Origin of the sequence: Pseudoalteromonas sp. ECSMB14103, assembly GCF_000813065.1 — a bacterium.
Classification (GTDB): domain Bacteria; phylum Pseudomonadota; class Gammaproteobacteria; order Enterobacterales; family Alteromonadaceae; genus Pseudoalteromonas; species Pseudoalteromonas marina.
This window is the reverse complement of record NZ_JWGY01000005.1, coordinates 201,009-222,685: the sequence shown is the minus strand read 5'-3', so window position 1 is coordinate 222,685 and position 21,677 is coordinate 201,009. Positions and strand designations below refer to the sequence as shown.

Annotated in this window: 19 protein-coding genes and 1 pseudogene; 7 read left to right on the top strand and 13 right to left on the bottom strand. The window is 37.9% G+C overall.

Going from position 1 to position 21,677, the window contains the following annotated elements:
• Window positions 1-59: 59 nt before the first annotated feature.
• From RF53_RS10730 to dnaK, 9 genes and pseudogenes are all read right to left on the bottom strand, one after another.
• Window positions 60-1,619, bottom strand: coding sequence for a recombinase family protein (locus RF53_RS10730; RefSeq protein WP_160289070.1), 1,560 nt, complete (start codon window positions 1,617-1,619; stop codon window positions 60-62).
• A 69-nt stretch (window positions 1,620-1,688) separates the two neighbouring features.
• Window positions 1,689-2,150 (bottom strand): annotated as a pseudogene (locus tag RF53_RS10725) (SLC13 family permease); the annotation flags it as partial.
• Between the two features lie 204 nt (window positions 2,151-2,354).
• Entirely contained in the window at window positions 2,355-2,618 is a 264-nt protein-coding gene (locus RF53_RS10720; RefSeq protein ID WP_008127470.1) for a CBU_0592 family membrane protein, read from the bottom strand.
• Between the two features lie 149 nt (window positions 2,619-2,767).
• Window positions 2,768-3,019 (bottom strand): hypothetical protein, encoded by a 252-nt coding sequence (locus tag RF53_RS19610; RefSeq protein WP_008127468.1) that lies wholly within the window; start codon window positions 3,017-3,019, stop codon window positions 2,768-2,770.
• A 110-nt stretch (window positions 3,020-3,129) separates the two neighbouring features.
• Window positions 3,130-3,507: a response regulator gene (locus RF53_RS10710; protein ID WP_006791700.1), complete on the bottom strand. Its 378-nt coding sequence runs from the start codon at window positions 3,505-3,507 to the stop codon at window positions 3,130-3,132.
• A gap of 56 nt (window positions 3,508-3,563) precedes the next feature.
• On the bottom strand, window positions 3,564-3,968 hold the full coding sequence (locus RF53_RS10705; RefSeq protein WP_039037633.1) for a DUF1761 domain-containing protein: 405 nt from the start codon (window positions 3,966-3,968) through the stop codon (window positions 3,564-3,566).
• 104 nt (window positions 3,969-4,072) lie between these two features.
• Window positions 4,073-4,534, bottom strand: coding sequence for a Cys-tRNA(Pro) deacylase (ybaK, locus tag RF53_RS10700; protein ID WP_039037632.1), 462 nt, complete (start codon window positions 4,532-4,534; stop codon window positions 4,073-4,075).
• An 87-nt stretch (window positions 4,535-4,621) separates the two neighbouring features.
• Window positions 4,622-5,761 carry a molecular chaperone DnaJ gene (dnaJ, locus tag RF53_RS10695; protein ID WP_006791697.1) on the bottom strand — a complete coding sequence of 380 codons (1,140 nt, stop codon included), beginning with the start codon at window positions 5,759-5,761 and terminating at the stop codon, window positions 4,622-4,624.
• A gap of 201 nt (window positions 5,762-5,962) precedes the next feature.
• Window positions 5,963-7,879 carry a molecular chaperone DnaK gene (dnaK, locus tag RF53_RS10690; protein WP_008126292.1) on the bottom strand — a complete coding sequence of 639 codons (1,917 nt, stop codon included), beginning with the start codon at window positions 7,877-7,879 and terminating at the stop codon, window positions 5,963-5,965.
• Window positions 7,880-8,127: 248 nt separating this feature from the next.
• On the opposite strand from dnaK, the gene RF53_RS10685 reads away from it, so the two are divergent.
• The 4 genes from RF53_RS10685 to RF53_RS10670 all read left to right on the top strand — a co-directional run bounded on the left by RF53_RS10685 (window position 8,128) and on the right by RF53_RS10670 (window position 12,882).
• Window positions 8,128-8,943 carry a thioesterase family protein gene (locus RF53_RS10685; protein WP_006791695.1) on the top strand — a complete coding sequence of 272 codons (816 nt, stop codon included), beginning with the start codon at window positions 8,128-8,130 and terminating at the stop codon, window positions 8,941-8,943.
• Window positions 8,944-9,455: 512 nt separating this feature from the next.
• Window positions 9,456-10,622 carry a paraquat-inducible protein A gene (locus tag RF53_RS10680; RefSeq protein ID WP_235420624.1) on the top strand — a complete coding sequence of 389 codons (1,167 nt, stop codon included), beginning with the start codon at window positions 9,456-9,458 and terminating at the stop codon, window positions 10,620-10,622.
• Window positions 10,619-12,274, top strand: a complete 1,656-nt coding sequence (gene pqiB, locus RF53_RS10675) for an intermembrane transport protein PqiB (RefSeq protein WP_010556724.1) — start codon at window positions 10,619-10,621, stop codon at window positions 12,272-12,274. Before RF53_RS10680 ends, pqiB begins: the two co-directional genes overlap by 4 nt.
• Complete coding sequence (locus tag RF53_RS10670; RefSeq protein WP_039037631.1) at window positions 12,274-12,882, top strand: PqiC family protein; 609 nt, start codon at window positions 12,274-12,276, stop codon at window positions 12,880-12,882. Before pqiB ends, RF53_RS10670 begins: the two co-directional genes overlap by 1 nt.
• A gap of 342 nt (window positions 12,883-13,224) precedes the next feature.
• Here the strand turns inward: RF53_RS10670 and RF53_RS10665 are convergent, their stop codons facing one another.
• On the bottom strand, window positions 13,225-16,110 hold the full coding sequence (locus RF53_RS10665; protein ID WP_039037630.1) for an insulinase family protein: 2,886 nt from the start codon (window positions 16,108-16,110) through the stop codon (window positions 13,225-13,227).
• A 170-nt stretch (window positions 16,111-16,280) separates the two neighbouring features.
• Between RF53_RS10665 and RF53_RS10660 the strand changes: the two genes are divergently transcribed.
• Window positions 16,281-16,697: an MAPEG family protein gene (locus RF53_RS10660; RefSeq protein WP_006791688.1), complete on the top strand. Its 417-nt coding sequence runs from the start codon at window positions 16,281-16,283 to the stop codon at window positions 16,695-16,697.
• Between the two features lie 52 nt (window positions 16,698-16,749).
• On the opposite strand, the gene RF53_RS10655 is transcribed toward RF53_RS10660, so the two are convergent.
• Entirely contained in the window at window positions 16,750-17,499 is a 750-nt protein-coding gene (locus tag RF53_RS10655; RefSeq protein WP_039037629.1) for a peptidylprolyl isomerase, read from the bottom strand.
• 221 nt (window positions 17,500-17,720) lie between these two features.
• On the opposite strand from RF53_RS10655, the gene RF53_RS19515 reads away from it, so the two are divergent.
• Both RF53_RS19515 and ushA read left to right on the top strand, forming a co-directional pair.
• Window positions 17,721-17,891: a hypothetical protein gene (locus RF53_RS19515; protein ID WP_006791686.1), complete on the top strand. Its 171-nt coding sequence runs from the start codon at window positions 17,721-17,723 to the stop codon at window positions 17,889-17,891.
• Between the two features lie 92 nt (window positions 17,892-17,983).
• Window positions 17,984-19,609: a bifunctional UDP-sugar hydrolase/5'-nucleotidase UshA gene (ushA, locus tag RF53_RS10650; RefSeq protein WP_039037628.1), complete on the top strand. Its 1,626-nt coding sequence runs from the start codon at window positions 17,984-17,986 to the stop codon at window positions 19,607-19,609.
• A 26-nt stretch (window positions 19,610-19,635) separates the two neighbouring features.
• Here ushA and RF53_RS10645 read toward each other — a convergent pair whose 3' ends face one another.
• Together RF53_RS10645 and RF53_RS10640 are read right to left on the bottom strand one after the other, a co-directional pair.
• Complete coding sequence (locus RF53_RS10645; protein WP_039037627.1) at window positions 19,636-20,580, bottom strand: hypothetical protein; 945 nt, start codon at window positions 20,578-20,580, stop codon at window positions 19,636-19,638.
• A complete protein-coding gene (locus RF53_RS10640) occupies window positions 20,573-21,469 on the bottom strand; it encodes a hypothetical protein (protein ID WP_039037626.1) in 897 nt (298 codons plus the stop codon). The genes RF53_RS10645 and RF53_RS10640 overlap by 8 nt, the downstream gene beginning before the upstream one ends.
• Window positions 21,470-21,677: the final 208 nt, after the last annotated feature.

Sequence of the window (21,677 nt, the reverse complement as noted above, 5' to 3'; positions counted from 1 at the left end):
AGGTTCTAAAAATTACTAACAACAACGTTAACACTCAAAGTAACATTGTGTACTATTATTTATGGTTCATCAAAGATAGGTAATGTACAGTTACTAGCCGTTACCATTGCACTAAACGTGTTAAATCGTTCTTCATTGTGCTTCATGCTTGGCAAGTATAATTTAGTTGTTAAGCCCGACTTAAAAACGATAGTTGCATTGCAGCCAATTTTGCCATCCTTTTGTAAATGAATAGATTTTACAAACTTTTTCAATATTCCATTCACTTTTATTTTATCGTCCTTCGTTGTTAATGGATGATCCACCAGCGTTCGCCACTCTGAAACATCATGTTGTAAAGGTTGTTCATGTTCATTAATAATTGATTCTATTCGCTTAATAGTGGCTTTACACTCTGCAAGATCCGTTAATAATGATTCATCATCCTCAAGAACCATGAACATTTTTTTTAATTTTGATAAACGTTTCTTTTCATCGTCTAAACTACTTTTTAATGAATCTATGTTAACCGTGTCTTGATTATTGTTTAGAATTGTCTCTATTGACACATGATTAAAAAACAACTTCAAACATGGTTCTATTATACTTTTATACTTGATTGCACCGTTGAAACACTTCTTACTTTGTGTGGTTACTCCTTGTGTCTTATTCTTACACCTTAAATAATAATCCTCCCTTTGTGAATGGTAAGCCGTCATGGTTGAACCGCATGTACAATAAGTCAGACCATAAAACACGTTTGATATACTTGGGGTCTCTCTTGTTCTACTATCCTTGAACGATTCCGCTACTATTTTAAAATCATTTAATTCTATCGCTGGTGGAAAGTAATCATCTATACACTGTATGATTTTTGTTCTACTTGAATCATAACGTAAAAATTGGCCTATTGCTTGACCTCTTAATAGTAAATGTTTAATCCTGTTTGCACTCACGTTTGCACGTTGTTTTGCACCAAGCTTAATACCATTATCGTTAAGGTGTCTTGCTATTGATAATACTGAATAACCTTGTTTTCTTAGTTCAAAAATTAATCTTAAATTATCTACATAATTGTTTAAAATATATTCACCATCCCTGTAATCTATCCAAAATGGTAAATGATTCGAACATTTTATTTTCTTGTTTGTCAGATTATTTTTGAACGTTTCTTTAATACGTTTGCTTTTCTGTTCACTCTCCATGTTTGCAAGGTGAAGAAAAATAGAGATCGTTAAATCATTACTGAATGAGCTTTTACTTTTCTTGGTTAATAATTCACCTGACATTTTTTGAACAATTAAATCAATGCCAGCTTTGAACATTCGATTTATAAGATCCCTTGAATCGTCAACCTCCATTCGTGTAAGTCTGTCTATACTTTCTAATACTAGTATTGGATTATTAATTAAACCTACTTCACAATCTTTTATAAATTGGCCTAGATTACCCGTAACACTGTTTGCACCTGAAAATGCACTTACACCAGCGTCACTTATTAAGGCTTTAAACTCTGCATTGTATCTTGATTCATAATCTTGAACAGTTTCTAAAATCTTACTCTGTCGATTCAATCCATCTCCTGTAAGTTGTTTCTCTGAACTCACCCTCGTATACACGTATAATGGTCTTTTTTTCATTGTTTTCATTAGATTATGAATACTTAGTTAATATTGCGTGTATTATAACACGTGGTAGCACTAATTAAACACAGCCGTAGCCGTGTTTGACATCCACATAGATAAAAATGCTGTTACTAACATCATTGCTAAAATTTGTAAGCTCGGTTTTTTACCCGCATATAACATAGTGGTTAACGCAATTCGTTTATGTAACCCCCAACGTTCCATAGCTATTGAGATTAAAAAACCACCCAAAAATAAAAATATAAGTGGGTGTGCATAAGTCGCTGCCGTAATTTTGATAGGCGCAATGTTTACAAGTGGCGTTATGACGAGCGGTAACAATGAAGTTGCAGGAATAGGAACAACCTCAGTCACCCACCAAGAGGCCATCCAAAATGTTAAACCTGCGGTTTTAAAGGCGGTATCAGATAGGCCATTTGGTGGATCTAATAAACAGGTTAGCATCATTACAATGGGCCCAAGCCAAAGCCACACGCTTCGTATAATAGGATGTGTTTGATTAATATTATTTAGGTTGCTTACCATCATCGCGCCAAAAGCTATTTAACAGTCGACACAGTAAAGAAGATAGTAAGGACTTGTCAAATGGATATCAGCCATAACCAAATTTGCATAGAGTTAAAGGCTTAGAGCATTTAGTAAGAGTGATAAGTGTAAGGCATCAAAAAATTAAGAAGGGCAATTTATAGAAACGCCGTAAACAAGAGGTCTACGGCGAACATATCAAAATTAACTAGTCGCTAATGCTGATCTATTTTTTATGTACTTATATAAACCAATTAATGAAGCAGCTATCCAAAATATCTCTATCACAAAGCTTGCTAAATTAAAGTTATAACAAAGGCTTATTAATAATAAAATCGCCCCTGTTAGGTTCATCATGTTGTACGTCAAGCTGGTTGGTGTTGTTTTACCTAATTGAAGTAGAAAAAACGAGCCAACAACTAAAAATGTGCCTGTCATACCGATGATGTCAAATAAGAGTGCTATCACGAAACTATCCTTTATCCATTTTTAAATAACCCAAAAAACTGGCCCATTCCATGGGGAGGGTATTTTTCATTCATTGAAACAGCAAAACCGGGCGATCATAGCAACAAAGCAGTTTCAAACAAGGCCATATGTCCGCATATGTTTTTAGCTTATTTAAATGTAACTTTTCCACCTATCATTTTGTAGGCAGGCGCGCCGCGGATTAGAGCAGGTCTTGCAAAAGCCCGCTCACAACTTGGGCAAATACACGGAATTTTTGTGAAGTCTTGAGATATACGCTCTTTAAAACACTTAACAAGCGCCCCCTTCCCCCCTTTGCGATATTTAAAAAGTTGCGTTTTGCATGACGAGCAAAAAATATCAACGGTTTTTATAGGGCCTTTTTTGTTTGGTTGTGCCAAAACACCTCCGTAATTAATAATTATATTTAAGGTTAAATAAGATAAGTTTAATGAGGTAGCCCGTAAATTAAAACAGCCGTAGTGACTAGAAAGTATTTTAACCGCCCAGTTCATGACTTATTGGCAGTAGCTAAAACATGGTTTAAGTGATCAGCGAGGCATTTAAGGCTAAAGGGCTTAACAATAATGCCTGAAACTTTAGCTGCGATTACATTTTTTATAGTTTTAGAATTATCTTCGCATGTCACCATCAAGACAGGGGTTGAGGTAAGCTGTTCGTCATTTCTTATTCTATTTAGTAAATCTTTACCGTCCATTTTGGGCATATATAAATCAGTGATGACCAAATCAAAAGACTGCTTTTTTAACAGTGTGAACGCCTGAATACCATCGGTCGCTTCAACAATATCAAGATAGTTTAGATTTCTAAGCATGTTAATTAATACATGTCGCATCAGTGGTATGTCATCAACAACAAGTATTTTCATATTATTTAGTTACCTGAATAAATAAAGAGATAGGCAATTTTTTGTTTATAAATCAATTATGGCCACCCGCCTAAAATTAATCCCATCAACGAAAATTGGCTTACATAGTAACCACTGTTTATCAAAAAAAGTTTTACTGGACGCTGCTCATAAAGATAACTTAAACCCAAAGAGCTGCTCACCCAAAATAAACCAATAGCAAAACCAGTCCCTACACTCAAACCCAAGCTCGACTCGTTACCTAAAAATATCGACAGTACAAATGCAGCCAAAAATGAAAGTAAAAACGTGCCAACACATACGCGTTTTTTATTAGCACTTTGCAAGTCAAGCTCGGTCAAGCCGCAACTTTCAAGCCAAGCTTGTCTAAATAATAAGTTTGAATACCAAACACTACTTAACGTAAACGACGAAAGCGCAGCAACCAGTATCGAAATAAAATTAATATCCGAAAAATTCATACAACACTGAAATTTCCTGAATCGTAACGTCTTTTTAATGTAGTTAATATTAACTAAAGCAGCAAATACTAAAGTGTAACCGACACATAAATAACTACAAACTATTAGAACAATGCAAACGTTGCTTTTGTTAACTCAGCTACATCGTCTATGGCTAACTTTAACTCCAAACCACGCTTACCGGCACTGACATATATAATTTCAAACTCACTAGCACTGCTGTGAATATATGTTTTAAGACGTTTTTTTTGTCCTATTGGGCTCACACCTCCAAGTATATAACCGGTACTTACATTTACTTTTTGAGGCGCGGCCAAGGCCACTTTTTTTGTTTTTGCCACTTTAGCAAGCTGTTTAAGATTAACTTGTTGAGATACGGGGGTGATGGCAACGATTAATTCACCTTCATGCGTTTCTAGTACAAGTGTTTTAAATACTTGCTCACTATTTAAATTGAGTTTTTCAACTGCCTCTAAACCATAGTGACCATAGTTTGCATCGTGCTGATAGCTCAGTATTTCGAACTTTATTTTTTGTTTTTCGAGCAGTGCGATAGCGGGTGTCATTGGGTTCTCACTTTTTTAGAGGTGTTAGCAAATTTAAAGCAAAAAAAACGGCGCTGTAAAGCACCGTTTTTTTAAACAACATAATTTTTACTTTGTTAAGTCATCAAAAAACTTTTTAACACCATCAAAAAAGCCTTGCTCTTTAGGACGGTTTTTTGAGCTATCTGTGCCCATGCTTTCTTCTAACTCTTTAAGTAGTTCACGTTGGCGCTCGTTAAGATTGACAGGTGTTTCAATAACTACCTTACAAATTAAATCACCTTGTGCGCCACTTCGTACAGACTTAACGCCTTTGCCACGCATACGGAACATTTTGCCGGTTTGCGTCTCTGACGGTATTTTAAGTTTTGCACGACCATCCAGTGTAGGTACTTGAATTTCACCGCCTAAACCAGATGTAGTAAAGCTAATAGGTACTTCACAATATAAATTGTTACCTTCACGCACAAATATATCGTGTTCTCTTACAGACACTTGTACGTATAAGTCACCCGCTGGTGCGCCATGTACTCCGGCTTCACCCTCACCCGATAAACGAATACGATCGCCTGTATCAACACCCGCTGGTATTTTCACCGACAACGTTTTAGTTTTTTCTACACGGCCTTGACCATGACAGCTGTTACAAGGGTCTGAAATAATTTGACCTTGTCCCTGACACGTAGGACATGTTTGCTGAACAGCAAAGAAACCTTGGCGCATTTGTACCTGGCCTGCACCATGACAGGTAGTACATGTTTTAGGTTTAGAACCCGCTTTTGCACCGCTTCCATCACAAGGATCACAACTTACCCATGTTGGTACTTTAATTTCAACTTCTTTACCACGAACCGCTTCTTCAAGCGTTAAATCCATGTTGTAACGTAAATCAGAACCGCGTTGCTGGCGAGATTGACGTCGGCCACCGCCGCCACCAAAAATGTCGCCAAACACATCGCCAAATACGTCACCAAAATCGCCATGGCCGCCACCAAAGCCGCCATGACCACCGCCACCGCCTTGTTCAAAGGCCGCGTGACCGTATTGGTCGTACATCTGGCGTTTTTGATCGTCAGTTAGAATTTCGTATGCTTCTTTTACTTCTTTGAACTTGGTCTCAAGCTCTTTATCGCCTGCGGTACGATCTGGATGATATTTCATCGCTAAGCGTTTATACGCTTTTTTTATGTCTCGCTCACTCGCATCTTTGCTTACGCCGAGGACTTCGTAATAATCGCGTTTTGACATATCTATCACACTACTCTTTCTATTTTGCAGCGTAAGCTGCGGGATAAACCGATAAATCTAATCGATTTATCATTGAATTATGAACCTTAAATACATGCAAAAGGCGCGACAAGCTATTGCTCGCGCGCCTCATTTGTTCATCCTAACCTAAACACCTAACCGAGTTAAGTGTTTTTGGTCAGTTAGAAGCGTCGGCAACAATTACTTGTCGTCTTTTACTTCTTCAAACTCTGCATCAACAACGTCATCATCTTGCTTAGCTGATTGTTGTTGCTCACCTGCGTCTGCTTGACCTTGCTGTGCTTTAGCTTGAGCAATTTCCATTAACTTTTGAGACTTTTCAGCAAGTGCTTGCGTTTTAGCTTCAATTTCGTCTTTGTTGTCGCTCTTAATTGCAGCTTCTAAGTCTACAACTGCCGCTTCAATCGCTTCTTTATCTTCACTTGGTAAAGCATCGCCCGCTTCTTCAACTTGCTTACGTGTACCGTGAACCATTGCATCTGCTTGGTTACGAACAGCTACAAGCTCTTCAAACTTTTTGTCTTCTTCAGCGTGCGCTTCTGCATCACGTACCATTTTTTCAACTTCTTCATCGCTTAAACCTGAAGACGCTTGAATAGTAATTTTTTGCTCTTTACCTGTGTCTTTATCTTTAGCAGATACATGTAAGATACCGTCAGCATCTACATCAAATGTTACTTCGATCTGTGGTGTACCACGTTGAGCAGGACGAATACCTTCAAGGTTAAATTGACCTAAAGATTTGTTGTCGCTTGAACGTTTACGCTCACCTTGTAACACATGGATGGTTACCGCAGACTGGTTATCTTCTGCTGTTGAGAACGTTTGTGATTTCTTAGTAGGAATCGTCGTGTTCTTCTCAATAAGCGCTGTCATTACAGAACCCATTGTTTCAATACCTAGAGACAATGGAGAAACGTCTAGTAATAGTACGTCTTTAACATCACCTGCTAGTACACCACCTTGGATTGCCGCGCCTACAGCTACAGCTTCATCAGGGTTAACGTCTTTACGTGGCTCTTTACCGAAGAAATCAGCAACTGTTTTTTGTACTAAAGGCATACGTGTTTGTCCACCAACAAGAATAATGTCGTTGATGTCGCCTACTGATAAATCAGAATCAGCAAGTGCACGTTTAAGCGGCTCTAGAGATTTAGTTACTAAATCTTCAACAAGTGACTCAAGCTTAGCGCGTGTTAGTTTCACGTTCATGTGCTTAGGACCTGTTGCATCAGCAGTTACGTACGGAAGGTTAACTTCTGTAGATTGTGCTGAAGAAAGTTCAATTTTTGCTTTTTCTGCTGCTTCTTTAACACGTTGCATTGCAAGTGGATCTGTTTTTAGATCTAAGCCTTGGTCTTTCTTAAACTCTGCTACTAAGTAGTTGATAACGCGGTTATCGAAATCTTCACCACCTAAGTGAGTATCACCATTTGTAGCTAGTACTTCAAATGTGTGCTCGCCTTCAACTTCATCAATTTCAATGATTGATAAGTCGAACGTACCACCACCTAAATCGTATACAGCAACAATGTTTTCGCCTTTGTTTTTGTCCATGCCGTAAGCTAGGGCAGCAGCAGTTGGCTCATTGATGATACGTTTAACTTCAAGACCGGCAATACGACCGGCATCTTTAGTTGCTTGACGTTGTGAATCGTTAAAGTATGCAGGTACTGTAATTACCGCTTCAGTTACTTCTTCACCTAAGAAGTCCTCTGCAGTTTTTTTCATTTTTTTCAGTACTTCAGCAGAAATTTGTGGTGCAGCGCGTTTTTCGCCGCCCGCTTCTACCCATGCATCGCCGTTATCAGCTTTAATGATTTTAAATGGCATAATGCCGATATCGCGTTGTACTTCTTCGTCTTCAAAACGACGACCAATTAAACGCTTAATTGCAAATAATGTGTTAGTAGGGTTAGTAACCGCTTGACGCTTAGCAGATTGACCTACTAATGTTTCACCGTCTTGCGTGTAAGCAATGATAGACGGGGTTGTGCGATCGCCTTCCGCGTTTTCTATAACACGTGCTTTGTCACCATCAAGTACTGCAACACAAGAGTTTGTAGTACCTAAATCGATTCCGATAATTTTACCCATGAAACTTCTCCAACTTCAAAATTCGTTATACGTTAATTCGTTCGATGACTAGTAAATAGGGATGCCCTAAAACTAATTCAACTGTAAAAATGAAAAAAAATTCATTTTTTATGATTTATTTACAAAATAACCCCAATAATTGTAAGGAATGATGATTTTTAGAGCGTTTGACACACCTTTAAATACTGGCCTGACCAGTTTGGTTGTGTTATAAATTTATTAAATTGCACTTTTAAAGGATATTTCCCATGCATTTTGACCAACTACTTGAGCAAGCCGCTAAAATAGGTCAATCAGATAAAATCGAACAATCCGCACTTACCATGCAATTTCCTGAAAATTGGTGCCAAGGAAGAACCGCTTTTGGTGGTTTATCAGCTGCATTGTTATATCAGGCTATTAGAGGCAAAGTGAATAATGACCGCCGACTTCTTTCATTAAGTACTAATTTTGTTGGGCCTTTACTCGCCGACACCCCTTTTTCACTTTATGTTGAAGTATTACGTGAGGGTAAAAACAGTACACAAGTACTGGCTAAAGCAATTCAAAATGAGCAAGTAGCCGTAATCGTGCAGGCTTGTTTTGCTAAAAATAGAGAGTCAGCTATTAATGTTCCTGTTTCAAAGTCGTTAGGTTTAAGCCCTGTTAACGAGCGTTATACGTTACCCTTTATAAAGGGCCAAATGCCTGAATTTTTTCAGCATGTGGATTTGTGCCCACAGCAAGGCGCAATGCCTTTTACAGGTGCAGACACATCTCATTTAGGTGGGTGGATGCGACTTAAACATACACCTGAAACCATTACAGAAGCGCATGTAATTGCACTAACCGATGCATGGCCGCCAACATTATTACAAATGTTTAAACAACCCGGACCAGCAAGTAGTATGTCGTGGTATTTAGAGTTTGTTCAGTCTCCCAATTTAACGCCTGGCGAGTGGCTTGGCTTTGAAGCAATTACGCATCACTCTAAAGATGGATATGGTTTAGAGGACGGGTGTATTTGGTCACAGTCAGGTGAGCTTATTGCTCTTACCCGCCAAACTGTGGCTGTGTTTGATTAGGGTCGGTTGAACTTTGCGGATTAAAATTCGTTCAAACTAGGAGGGCTATATAATAGCGGCGCGAGATTTGCTTCACGAGATTTGCAACCTAGTGGGCTCGATAACTGCTCCTGCATTACTCTACTGGCTTACATTCATGTAAGAATAAGTAAAAACTGAGTAACAAAGAGTAAATAGCCCCTAGGAAGCCCCCTTGGGAAGCGCCTGCTTGGCATTAATGCTACGTTCTCACCAATTTATGAGGAATAACCATACTAAATAGGCTCTTCCTTAATACTAATACAGACTCCTGCAAATTTAACCTTGAAAGGTCAACAGACCTTAGTATATAAAATGCAGGCCAATCAGATACTTTCTGGCTTGGCCTGTATTCAAAATTAACAGTTCGCGTTGTATTACAGCTTCAAATATTGCAAAATCAACTAAATGCATTATTGTTTGGTACTAAATTGCAAACTGTTTGCCCCTGCTGTGACCTGATCATAGATATACCAAGAATTATCGCTAAGCAAATGGCGATATGCCCGCATTGCCATCATAAATTATGCGAAGCCAACGTAAACCACGATAATCGCATAGTGGCGTTGAGCTTTAGTGCTTTGCTAATGCTATTAAGTAGTATGTTTTATCCTTTTTTATCCTTTAGTAGTAATGGTATAACCCAAACTATCACCCTCCCCGACGCAGCCCGAATATTATTCAATTACGATAGTGAATTGTTAGGCCTTTTTATTGATTTAAGCATTATTGCTTTACCAATGAGTTTATTAATTATTTTAATACCCCTTCATTTAGGTGTTTTAAAAACATTGCCACAAGGCATTGCGCGTAGATTACTTAAGTTTACTTTGGCACTTGAGCCATGGATTATGTCTGAGATATTTTTAATTGGTGTTTTAGTCAGCATGGTTAAAATTATGTCTTTGGCTGATATAAGCTTTGGGGCAAGTTTTTGGGCTTATGCTGGCTTTGTTATTTTATACATTGCCGCTTTAGTACACTTAAATCGTCCAAGGTTATGGGCTCAAATAAAACCAGTAAAAGTGTTAGAAGGTGCCGAGCACGCTAAACGTGCTATTGATGAAAATATTAAAGCCTGTCATGTGTGTCATCAGCTTTGTACTGGTAAGGTCTGCCAGCGATGCCACACCAAAACACATGTACGTAATCCTCATAGTGTTCAAAAAGCAACAGCTTGGCTCATCACATCTATTGTTTGCTATATACCAGCCAACGTATTGCCTATCATGAATACAACAAGCTTGGGTGATGAAACCCCGTCCACACTTATTGGTGGGGTTATTTTACTTTGGAAAAGTGGTTCTTATCCCATTGCTGCTATCATTTTTTTTGCGAGTGTTGTTGTTCCTTTAGCTAAAGCATTTGTACTAAGCTTTTTGTGTATTATGGTAACAAAACCTGCAAACAGGCATACAAAAAGTTACACTAGAATTTACCAACTCACTGAGTTTATTGGTAAATGGTCAATGATTGACGTTTTTGTTGTCGCCATTTTAGTGGCTTTAGTACAGCTAGGTAATTTAATGTCAGTTACACCAGGCTTAGGCATTGCATTTTTTACCGTTATGGTAATATGCCAAATGATGGCTGCTCATTCATTTGATCCACGCCTTTTATGGGATTCACCTAAAAATAAATCATCAGAGACTAAAACATGACCGAAACTGCCCAAGTAACAGATGAACCAAGAATCTCTGCTATCTGGATTATTCCAGCCATAGCGCTTTTTGTCGGCGTGTGGATGCTTTATCAATATCAAGCAAATAAAGGCCCCACTATATATATTGAGATGCCGCAAGCCGAGGGCATTATTGCGGGTAAAACAGAAATAAAAGTGCGCAGTGTAAAAATAGGGCAAATAGACAGCGTTCGTTTATCCGACTCCCAAGATAGTGTGATTGCACGGGCTCAAATAGATAAAAGCTATGAAGACTTACTCACCGACGACGCTAAAATATGGGTAGTGAAACCACGTATAGATGAAACCGGCATAAGTGGAATGAGTACTTTACTCTCTGGGGTATATTTAGAATTTGCACCGGGCGAAAGTAATACACTTAAAGAAAATTTCACCCTGCAAGAAGAACCTGCATTAATAGGCAAAGACGTGCAAGGTGGTCGCTTTAAACTACTTAGCTATAACGCAGAAGTACTTGATGTTAGTACCGGAATATTTTTTAAGAATTATAAAATTGGCCAAATAGAAACCGCCACATTTGATTGGGAAAACCAAGCAATGAAGTACGGTATATTTATAAAAGCGCCGTACCAAAACTTAATTACCAACAACTCAATTTTTTGGGTCAACGCCGGTATAGAAATTGATTTATCTGCTGATGGCATAAATATTAATACAGGCTCTTTAAGTAAGCTTTTAAAAGGCGGAATTTCAGTTGGCTTACCCGATAACCAAACACCGGGGGAAATAGCTAACGATGGCCACAATTTCTCACTTAGCCAAAGCTATAAAGAAGCACTAGAAGAACGCTTTTACGACTTTGACTATTACATAATAGATTTTGAACAATCAATTCGAGGGCTCAGATCCGGTGCCCCTGTTGAATATCGTGGTATTCGCATTGGTACAGTAGTTGAAGCGCCTGCAAACATAATTGTTAATGGCAAACCTGCTCACTTTAAAAGTGCAAACACGTCAGTACCTGTTCTTATAAAAATAGAGTACGGGCGTATTTATCACCACAGCGCAACAGCTAAAGACTTTTGGAAAGAAAGCTTAAAAGGCTGGATAGAAATTGGCATGCGCGCCTCTTTAAAGCCCGGAAATCTTTTAACTGGTGCAGTTTATGTTGATTTTGATATGTACCCCGATGCCCCAGAAGCGGAGTTTGAAAAACTGGGCCAGTATACCGTTTTTCCTAGTATATCGAGCGGAATTACCGTACTTGCCGACCAGGTTTCTGATGTATTAAACAAAGTTAATAATTTAAAAGTTGAAGAAAGCTTAGCCCAAATACAAGTTGCCTTTGCCGACTATCAGTCTCTTGCAAATGAAATGCGCACACTATTAAATGAAAAAGATACTCAAAATTTACCCGGTGATATAAATCGTAACTTTGCAAAAATGACCAAAAGCATGGAGCAATTTGAAGTGACCATGCGACAATTTGATAAAACAATGGCGAGTTATCAGGCTGGATCTGAATTTCATCATCAATTACAACAAACACTGCGTGAATTTAAGCGCTTAAGCGAAGAAATACAACCTTTGACACGCGGCTTAAATGAGCAACCAAACATGCTAATTTTTGACAAATCACTGCCTGCAGATCCAATACCAAGGAAGCAATAATGAAAACCCTATTAATCATAACAAGTTTGCTTTTAGTATTGTCGGGCTGTAGCTCAGCAATACAAAATGCGACTCAGTATTACCAATTTGAACAGCCTATTGATTCATCATCACGAAATGTTAGTGAAACCAACGCACAGTTGAGAGTGCAAACAGTTGTTTTAAGAGGCGCATTAAACAACTTAGGCATAGCGATGAAAATTGATAATAATCAAATCCATGCTGCAAATTATCATTTATGGGGCGAGTCTCCTGACGTTATGCTTACTGCCACTGCCCAACAAACTTTATTTAAAAATATGCCCTCTTGGATGGTTATTAAAGGGCTACCTGTAATAACCGAGCTTGATCAGCAAACATTTTATGAGCTTGAGTACGAAATTCACCATTTTAATGGTGATATGCAAGGCAATGCTGATATCTCTGGACTATGGCGCTTATATTATACTCACCCAGAAACCGGCCGCAGCTTGATTAGTGTGCATAACTTCTCACGCCTAGTGCCCATAAAAGACGACGGCTACGACGGTTTAGTAGCCACGCTTGAACAAACGTGGCTAAACATAAACTTAGATGTAGCCAAAGCAATAGAACAAGCACGACTTTAATAACCATATATATCAATGGCGGTTTTATCATCACTAATAACCGCCTTGCCTACCCTGTTAAAATCTAACTTTAATAATAGACACTAATAAACATTGTTATTATCTGTATCACCATTTGCAGCAACGCGTTTTTTATTCAGACTTCACCATGCTTACAGCACTACGTTCTCGTTGTAACTTAATGAACTTTGGAGTTATCCAATTACCTTACACATTAATAGCAGCATCGCTGGCTGTTATGAGTTTTAAAGCATGAGATAAGTACTTTGTAGATATTGAAATAAATAAAAAACCCCAATGTATCAGTACATTGGGGTTTATTTTTTGACTTATTTATCAATCTTATTTTTGTAACTTAATGCCATTGTAATAAGCATCAAGCGTAGTGATTTTGGTTTGATTAGGTAAATCAGCAAAGTCACTTTCAATAAACTTAGTACCACGCAGCTGGACATTTAAACGCGCTGCTTGTGGGTTTAGCATAGTTTGCTTGTAGTACTGTTTTATATCTGCAAGCGTTACTTTTTCTACTTCATTGATCAACTTTTGTTTTGAGTCAAAACTAAAGTTTTCTCGGTACCAATCGTTAATTAAAGGACCCATTTCATCATTTAAGTTTTTAGGTTGCTCTTTAAGTGACACCAAAGTCGCATTTTTAAGCTGTAAAAATGTGTCTTCTGTCATGTTATCAAGCTCTACCGCGTACTCTTTTTTGAACTGGTCGAAGCGAGCTTGTACTTCTTTAGGCCCTTTTACAGGGGTTTGTATGAACAAACCAACAGCAGAATAATCTTCGATTGAGCTTGCAATAGCACCTACTGCATAAGCGAGTTGTTCTTCAGTTCGCATTTTGTCAAATGCGATCGTCCTAAAATGATCCCGTAAAACAGCAGCTTGAGCCTTTTGTTTGTAACCCGGTATTGGGTGAACGGTCATATCAACCACAGCAACATCGGCTACATCTATATCCTTTTGTAATACTAACGTTTCACCCGGTTGCGGCAACCACGCTTTACTACGAGCAAACTCGCTCACAGTATGATTTTTAGGTAAAACGGCTGTTAACTCACCAGCTATTGACTCTATATCTTGCTGGTTATAATTACCGTAACTAAATACACGCAAGTCATTATTAGAGAATGTGGCTTCTTTTAACTTTGTAAGATCAGCAACAGTTAATGTTTTTGCGGTTTTGATTAATTCATCAGTATCAAAACTGCCTGTACGTGTTAGCTTAGAATAAGCACCAAACGCTTGAGCATAAGGAAATTGCTTTTGTTGATTCAATAAGTCACGCGTGTAACGGTCAATAGCTTGCTCGAACGCTTGCGAAGTAACCTCAACGTTTAATCCACTCAAAGCCTGTTTAAGCAATACATCTTGCTTATCAGTGAACCCATTAAGTGATAATACAAGCCCATTACTTGGTGCAAGTCTAACGCCCATACCGGCTACAGCAGCTTCAGTGCTTAATTGACTTTGCTGAATGTTATATAAATCTGCCCAAACAGAGTAAAGCACTTCAGCACTTATGTCGCTCAGACCCGGTTGTGTATTTATGTAAACCTCAACGAGCCCTTTAGGTTGCTCAGCAAATTTTTGACTTGCTTGACGCCATACTTTTACGCCCTGCTTATCGAAAACAAGCTCTGGGTGTTTTTGCTCTTTAAATTCAGCCGTTTTAATTGCAAAACTTTCAGGTAATAGATTATTAACACTAGGAAGCGCTAATTTAAACTCACTTGGCTTATTCCAGCTTGCTATTTCATCATCACTAATGTCATTTATGCGGTATTTGCCGTCGTAAAAGTATAATTGAGAGTCTGTTTCTTCTTGTTGTGAAATGTACCAAATTCGCAGTGAATCTGCGTTGAGCTGGTTTAGCACATCATTAACGGCGTCAGCATCAAACTTTGCATAGTGGTAAGGCGCGTTAATCGTGTGATTAAGCGGGTAAACTTGCATGCTGCCTGTTAGAGCACTCACATAGTTAAACTCGTCGCCCTTTTCTAAAAATTTAAATTGGTTATTAAGCGAGGTACGTATTTCGTTAAAGTACTTGCTATTAACCCCTTCTTTTTTTATTAAATCAATGTATTGCATAACCACTGCAACAATTGCTTCGCGGTTTTGCATACCTAAATCAGTAAGCTCAATATCGACCGTTAAGGCACCATAGTTTGCATATTGTGTTGGAGAGGCTGATGCCCCTAGCTGCGAAACCCAGCCCTTATCTCTTAGTATTTGTGCTGGGCTACCCGGCATTTCATTGCTTAATAAATATGAAACAAAACGGTTAGGTTTAACAGCAAACTCATCACTGTTGTTGGTAATTGTAAAATCAAGTTTTAACTGTTTTACATCTTCATTTGGCGAGTAAAATACGCGTTTACCGCCCGCTTTATCAAAATCTAAATTAGCAGTAACACTTGGCTTTTCGATGTTTTTATTTTTAATGTCAGCGAAGTATTTTTGCGCTTTTTGTTCCATATCGGCGATTGGCAAATTAGAAATAAGTGCGACTTTCATAATATTTGAAGAATAATATTTATTGTAAAAATCAACGGTTTCTTGATGAAGCGAACTACCTTCTTTATCGCCTAGTGTTTCTAGGTTACCAATTAAAAAGCGATTAGCTGGATGCTCGCCCATCATTTTACGCGCTAATTTAAATTGGCCAAAGAAGTCAAGTTCGCGGCGCATAGACCACTCAGCATTCACTGCGTTTTTTTCTTTTTCTGTGTATTCTGGGTATAACTTAGGGGCTTTAAAAAAGTCAGAAAAACGGTCGAGTCCTTCGTCAAACGCATCGCTGTTTATTTTGAACATGTAGTTTGTAATTTCGAGCCACGTGTAGGCGTTGTGCGCTCCGCCATTTTTGGTCATAAAATCTGAATACCCTTTTGTATCAGGGTAACGTTCTGTGCCTAAAAACAGCATATGCTCTAAGTAATGCGCCATACCCTGCTGAGACATAGGATCATGCAGTAAACCCACACCTACACTTAGTGAAGCAGCAGATTTTTCTGCGCTTGGATCAGACACTAAAATAACCTCAATTTCGTTAGCAAGCTTTAGTGTTTTATATTCTCTATTATCATTTGGGCTAACCACTAAAGTATCTGATAGTAACGAGGCTTGTGGCGAGGTTGCTACTGATGAAGATGTATTCGAGCAACCGCTGAGAACAGCGAGTGCGATGGCACTGAGACAAATAATTTTTTTCATTTTATTTCCATTAAAAGCATGATGCAAAAAAGGTTATGCTAATTCAAAAGCAGGTTTGATAATATAAACTAACACTTTGTACTGAATACTTTCTAGCAGTTAACGCTTTTTTGTGTAACACATTGTGAAAAATGTCTGCATACTGACTAAAACAATAACAAGGAACTACAATGGAAAAAATAATAATACTTGCCATGTTTGTGCAAGTCACCCTGTCTTTGGCTGTAATGATTATTATGGGGAGAAGACGCTTTGCAGCAGCTAAAAATAAACAGTTAAACTTAAACGATTTTGCAACGATGCGATTAGATAACGCAGGTGACCATGTAAGGGTTGCGGATAGAAACTTTACTAACCAGTTTGAAATACCCGTTTTATTTTACGCTGGTTGCTTGTTAGCTTTGCAATTAAACAGTGCAAGCGTTGTGGTTGCAATTTTGGCCTGCGTATTTGTAATAACACGCATATTACATAGCATTATTCATTTAGGATCAAATAACGTAAGAGCTCGATTTAACGTGTTTTTAATTGGCTGCGTGTCTGTATTTGCGATGTGGCTTGCGATGATTTGGCGGCTATTTATTTAATATAGGGCGCAGCTATATACTAGCTGCGCAGTTTATATTGCTCTGAATGAGGTTACTTCTTCTTTTTAAGGCGTGGAACAGCTAGTAAAAAAGCACCCAGTAACCATATTAGCGCTCCACCCGAGCTACCATCTGAGCTACCAGAGTTATCGGCATCAATCAGTGTATTTTCAACAACGGTCAATCCGGCTGCCGAATTAGGATCGTCATCTAATACAATAACGCTCTGGATTGTCACTAAATTAGCACTACTAATAGACACATCACTGCTCGCACATTGCTCTGTTGTTATATCGACTACCGGTGTTTCACCGCAATGAACAAGGGCCGCAATTTTATCAAGCGTTTCCTGACTTCCTGCTGTGATTTGTCCAAACACTGTAAAACCACCATTTTGCGTATCAAGTGCCGCACTTCCCCCGCTATTATTAGCCATATTAAAAAACCACTGGCTAGTAGCACTATTAGGGTTGCCCCCTAACTTAGCCATGGCAATAGTACCTTTAACATTAGAAAATACAGGTTCATTGATAACAGCAGGTTTAGTTGTTATTGGGTCAAGCGTGTCTGAAAATGTAAAACCACCGCCTTGAATTACAAAATTGTCTATTGAACGATGAATAACTGTTTCATTGTATGAGTCGTCTTGCACATAACTTAAAAAGTTTTCTACGGTTTTTGGTGTTTGCTGGTCAAATAAATTAATCTCAATTGTGCCTTGGCTAGTTTGCATTTCGACTATGGTTGCATGGCTAGCAAAGCTTAATGAAGCGAGCAATGAACACAGTAAACGTTTTTTCATGTTAGATCCTATTATTATAGTTATTTAAAAATAAGTTTTGTTTAGGTTAATGCTACACATTAAGAAAATCGATAGCATTAAGATAGTTGATACAAATTAGACCGTTCTGGTAACATTTCAATTACACAATATTAATTTATATTTTCTATGAATATGTAAACCGAGTAAATGTTTAACTTTGCTCATTGTTAATTATTAAATAACAGAGATAACGGATACACATGACACACACACCACACACAATTTGCGACTTTGGCCTACACAAAGGCGAAGCATACACCAAACTCCCAGCAAGCTTTTTAAATTGGATGGTTGCTACAAAACACGAAAAGTCACATTACGCTAGCCAAGAACTCAAACGCAGGGAAAATGCGGCTACGAGTCGTAATTAGCCAAAAATATAAATATCTGCCTTTTTTATATTTCAAACTAGTTTAAACTAGCCACCTACAACATTAAGTACAACTTAATACACAGGTATTTTATGCGCATAATTTTTATTTTTTCGATCATTTTGGGTGTACTGGGATGCACATCTGCCACAACTAATGAAAAAACATCTTCTACACAATACTTAACCGTTCTTCATACTAACGATAATCATGGTCGCTTTTGGCATAACGAAAAAGGCGAATACGGTATGGCTGCTCGCAAAACACTACTGGATCAATTACGTACTGAAGCGAAAATAAAAGGTCATGCAGTTTTACTGCTATCAGGTGGCGACATAAATACAGGTATACCAGAATCTGATTTACAGCATGCAGAGCCTGACTTTAAAGGGATGTCTTTACTCGGCTACGATGCAATGGCATTAGGTAATCATGAATTTGATAACCCACTTAGTGTTTTAGCCAAGCAACAAAACTGGGCTAACTTCCCTCTCTTATCGGCTAATATAGTGGAAAAGTCGTCAGGTAAGAACGCTTTTGACGCCTATAAAATATTTGAAAAAAATGGCTTAACTATTGCCGTGATAGGTTTAACTACAACCGATACAGCAAAAATAGGAAACCCTCAGTACATTGGTCAGTTAGAATTTAAAGACCCTGTTCCAGTAACAGCCAACCTAGCTAAAGAGATAAAAGCAAAATACAACCCAGACATTACTATTGCTGTTACTCACATGGGTCATTTTATTGATGCTAAACATGGCATAAACGCACCGGGCGATGTAACACTTGCTCGCTCATTGCCTGCTAATACGCTTGATATGATCATAGGTGGCCACTCACAAGAGCCTGTGTGTATGGCATCAGAAAATGTAAACGATGATAGTTTTAAACCTGGCTTAGCTTGTAATCCTGATCAGCAAAATGGCACGTGGATAATGCAAGCCCACGAGTGGGGAAAGTACGTTGGTAAGGCTGAGTTCAAATTAGAAAATGGTGAATTGAGCCTACTTGATTATAAATTAATGCCAGTTAATTTATATGTAGAAAAAACACAAGCTGACGGCACATTAAAAGAGGTACTTGCGAACGAATATATTACGCCAGACCCGTCATTAAAAGCGTTTTTAGCTAAATACCAAGCGATTGGTGCTAAACAAATTGAGGGGACTATTGGCTCTGTTGATGCAAGATTAGAAGGTGATAGAAACAAAGTACGCTATCAACAAACAAACCTTGCTCGCGTTATCATCCAAGCACAAATGAATGTGGTAGGTGCAGATTTTGGCTTGATCAGTGGCGGTGGTATTCGCAGCTCAATTGATGCTGGTGAAATAAGCTATAAAGACATATTAAAAGTTCACCCTTTTAAAAACCGTATAACGTATATGGATTGGCAAGGTGATGAACTATGGGACTACTTAAATACAGTAACAAGCTTCCCGGCAGACGCTGGTGCTTACTTGCAATATCACAAGCTTTCGTTTGAACGCAAAGATGGTAAGCTTACAAACGTATTTATTAACGGTAAACCGTTCGATAAAAGTAAAACATACCGCATGAGTTTAAATAGCTATAACGCATCGGGCGGTGATGGTTACCCAACTATAAATACGCTAGAGGGTTTTGTTAGCACTGACGAAACTGACGCCCAAGCACTTAAAACATTTATATCGCGACATAGTCCAATAAAAGCGGCTGAGTTTGCTCCTAAATAATCACTGATAACAATAGGGAGGTAAAATTACTTCCCTATTATTTCAATATTTCCCTTTGCAATATTTATGAGCCCGTAGCTGTGCAGACGAGAGCGAGAGCCTTCTCCATATGCTTTTGGAGGGTAATAAATTTCTTTTTCTTCAGGATGTTCATTCAAAACGTCGTCAAGCGAAGCCCTTATTTCACTCAACGTTTTTTCAAGGCTGTTATTGAAGTTCGGCCGTTTCCTTATCGTGTGCCCTAGTTCTGTTAAACGGTAAAAATACTTGTTGGCAAGTTCAATAAGCTCATCGGGTACATTTTTATTATGATTTAAAATGACATCACTATTAGCTGAACAATATTCAACAAGGGCTAGGTAAAAACACAATGGTTTATTAGCTAATTGAACGCTGTGCTCTTTATTATAACTATGTGAAAGTGTTTTATTGCGTAAATCAATTACGACCGCCAAAGGCATTGGCATTGATGCAGCAGAGTTAATACTCTTGTTTAAACTTACATTGTTTTTCTTACTGTCTACCACTTTTAACCACACAGCAACAAAGAGACTGATAAGTAAAAAAAACAAAAAAAAGATTTTATTACTAGGTGTCAAGTAATGCTCATCTACACTAAAAATAATATTCACAGGGCCTTCACTCGTCGCTAAGCTACTGATAAATTGCTTTGCCTTTAAATCGCTGTGAGCAATCTCGCCTGTACTGATATCGATGACACGCAAGTTACTCATTCTTAGATAACTATTTAGTGAGTCAATATAGCCAACTAAAGCATCTTTATTACCTGCATGCTTATACAGTTCATTTGGCAAATCGAGTAATGGTAAATCTAGTGCAATTTGTTTTTCTATTTGAAACTTTTGCTGCTCGCTAACACGCTCTGTTTTATTAATCATAGATATATAAAACACTAAAGAAAGCATTAAAAAAATACATGAGGACACTGCAGAAAATTTAAGCCTACTCATTATCTTCACCTATCTTAAAAACAGCTGTATTATTCTCACATTGCCAAAAGGGCGAAACATTTTGATAATAATGAAGTTCTTGGTCTTTAGACATAGCCATTAGGTGTTCTTGTACGGCACATAACAAATCTGTGTTGTTTTGTTGCATTTTCAAGTACCAACGTGTGCCTGTTATATTATTGCTTAATGGGGTGATATAGTTTTTCGAGAAACGGTCTTTATCGTTTTCTTTCCAAAACGACGCAATAATATCTACTTTACCGTTGGCTAATAAGTCTCGTAGTTCATTATGAGAGCTTGCGTACAATATATTTAAGTTTGCAATATTTATATCGAGATCTTTAAAGACCTGTTTTGGAAGAATATGCCCTGAGCGACTCGTTGGGTAATCAAGCAGCCCTATTTTTTTGTCTAAAAAATAAGATTTTGAAATAATTGGCTTTTCTTTTGAAGATATAAAAAATGCAGTGTAATCAGAAAAACCAACAACGGGCATATAATCATAGGTAGATTCAGCTTTAAAAGCCGCCATAATGTTGTTTTTTGCGAGTATAAGGTCTGCAATTCCTTTACCTACAAACTCTAAACTGTCTGATGTTTTATACCCCCAATACCCTACAACCACCCCGTACTGTTTAGCAACGACGTTATCATCACACAACTTCTGTGTAAGTTGCACTGCAATATTTTTAGAGGGTGTAAATACAATAAGCTCATTATCGTTTGCGGTCGCTGTTGTACGACATGTTGTTGATGTTTCAATAAGTACAGGAAAAACGAGTTCATCGTTATTTACAATTAATTGACCACACACCCAAGCAAAAACCATTACTATAAACAAAAATGTAACAATTGAAGTTTTATGCAATACCGTATTTTTAATATTCAAGCTAAAGACATCCTAAAATACATTACTTATTCATTTGAACAATTTTAATTACTTATTACAACAAGTAATTTTACCTATAGATGCTAAAGCACTGATTTATATTAATTATGAATAAGAAATTATGAATTTCATTGAGTCCTTCCTAATTTCAACAAAAGTAAGGACAATTGACCTTATTACAACGCAGCAACACCACTCCAAATTAATT

Coding starts and splice junctions, on each gene's coding strand:
- RF53_RS10730 (WP_160289070.1), bottom strand. CDS start 1,619: ATGAAAAAAAGACCATTATACGTGTATACGAGGGTGAGTTCAGAGAAA.
- RF53_RS10710 (WP_006791700.1), bottom strand. CDS start 3,507: ATGAAAATACTTGTTGTTGATGACATACCACTGATGCGACATGTATTA.
- RF53_RS10705 (WP_039037633.1), bottom strand. CDS start 3,968: ATGAATTTTTCGGATATTAATTTTATTTCGATACTGGTTGCTGCGCTT.
- ybaK (WP_039037632.1), bottom strand. CDS start 4,534: ATGACACCCGCTATCGCACTGCTCGAAAAACAAAAAATAAAGTTCGAA.
- dnaJ (WP_006791697.1), bottom strand. CDS start 5,761: ATGTCAAAACGCGATTATTACGAAGTCCTCGGCGTAAGCAAAGATGCG.
- dnaK (WP_008126292.1), bottom strand. CDS start 7,879: ATGGGTAAAATTATCGGAATCGATTTAGGTACTACAAACTCTTGTGTT.
- RF53_RS10685 (WP_006791695.1), top strand. CDS start 8,128: ATGCATTTTGACCAACTACTTGAGCAAGCCGCTAAAATAGGTCAATCA.
- RF53_RS10680 (WP_235420624.1), top strand. CDS start 9,456: ATGGCGATATGCCCGCATTGCCATCATAAATTATGCGAAGCCAACGTA.
- pqiB (WP_010556724.1), top strand. CDS start 10,619: ATGACCGAAACTGCCCAAGTAACAGATGAACCAAGAATCTCTGCTATC.
- RF53_RS10670 (WP_039037631.1), top strand. CDS start 12,274: ATGAAAACCCTATTAATCATAACAAGTTTGCTTTTAGTATTGTCGGGC.
- RF53_RS10665 (WP_039037630.1), bottom strand. CDS start 16,110: ATGAAAAAAATTATTTGTCTCAGTGCCATCGCACTCGCTGTTCTCAGC.
- RF53_RS10660 (WP_006791688.1), top strand. CDS start 16,281: ATGGAAAAAATAATAATACTTGCCATGTTTGTGCAAGTCACCCTGTCT.
- RF53_RS10655 (WP_039037629.1), bottom strand. CDS start 17,499: ATGAAAAAACGTTTACTGTGTTCATTGCTCGCTTCATTAAGCTTTGCT.
- RF53_RS19515 (WP_006791686.1), top strand. CDS start 17,721: ATGACACACACACCACACACAATTTGCGACTTTGGCCTACACAAAGGC.
- ushA (WP_039037628.1), top strand. CDS start 17,984: ATGCGCATAATTTTTATTTTTTCGATCATTTTGGGTGTACTGGGATGC.
- RF53_RS10645 (WP_039037627.1), bottom strand. CDS start 20,580: ATGAGTAGGCTTAAATTTTCTGCAGTGTCCTCATGTATTTTTTTAATG.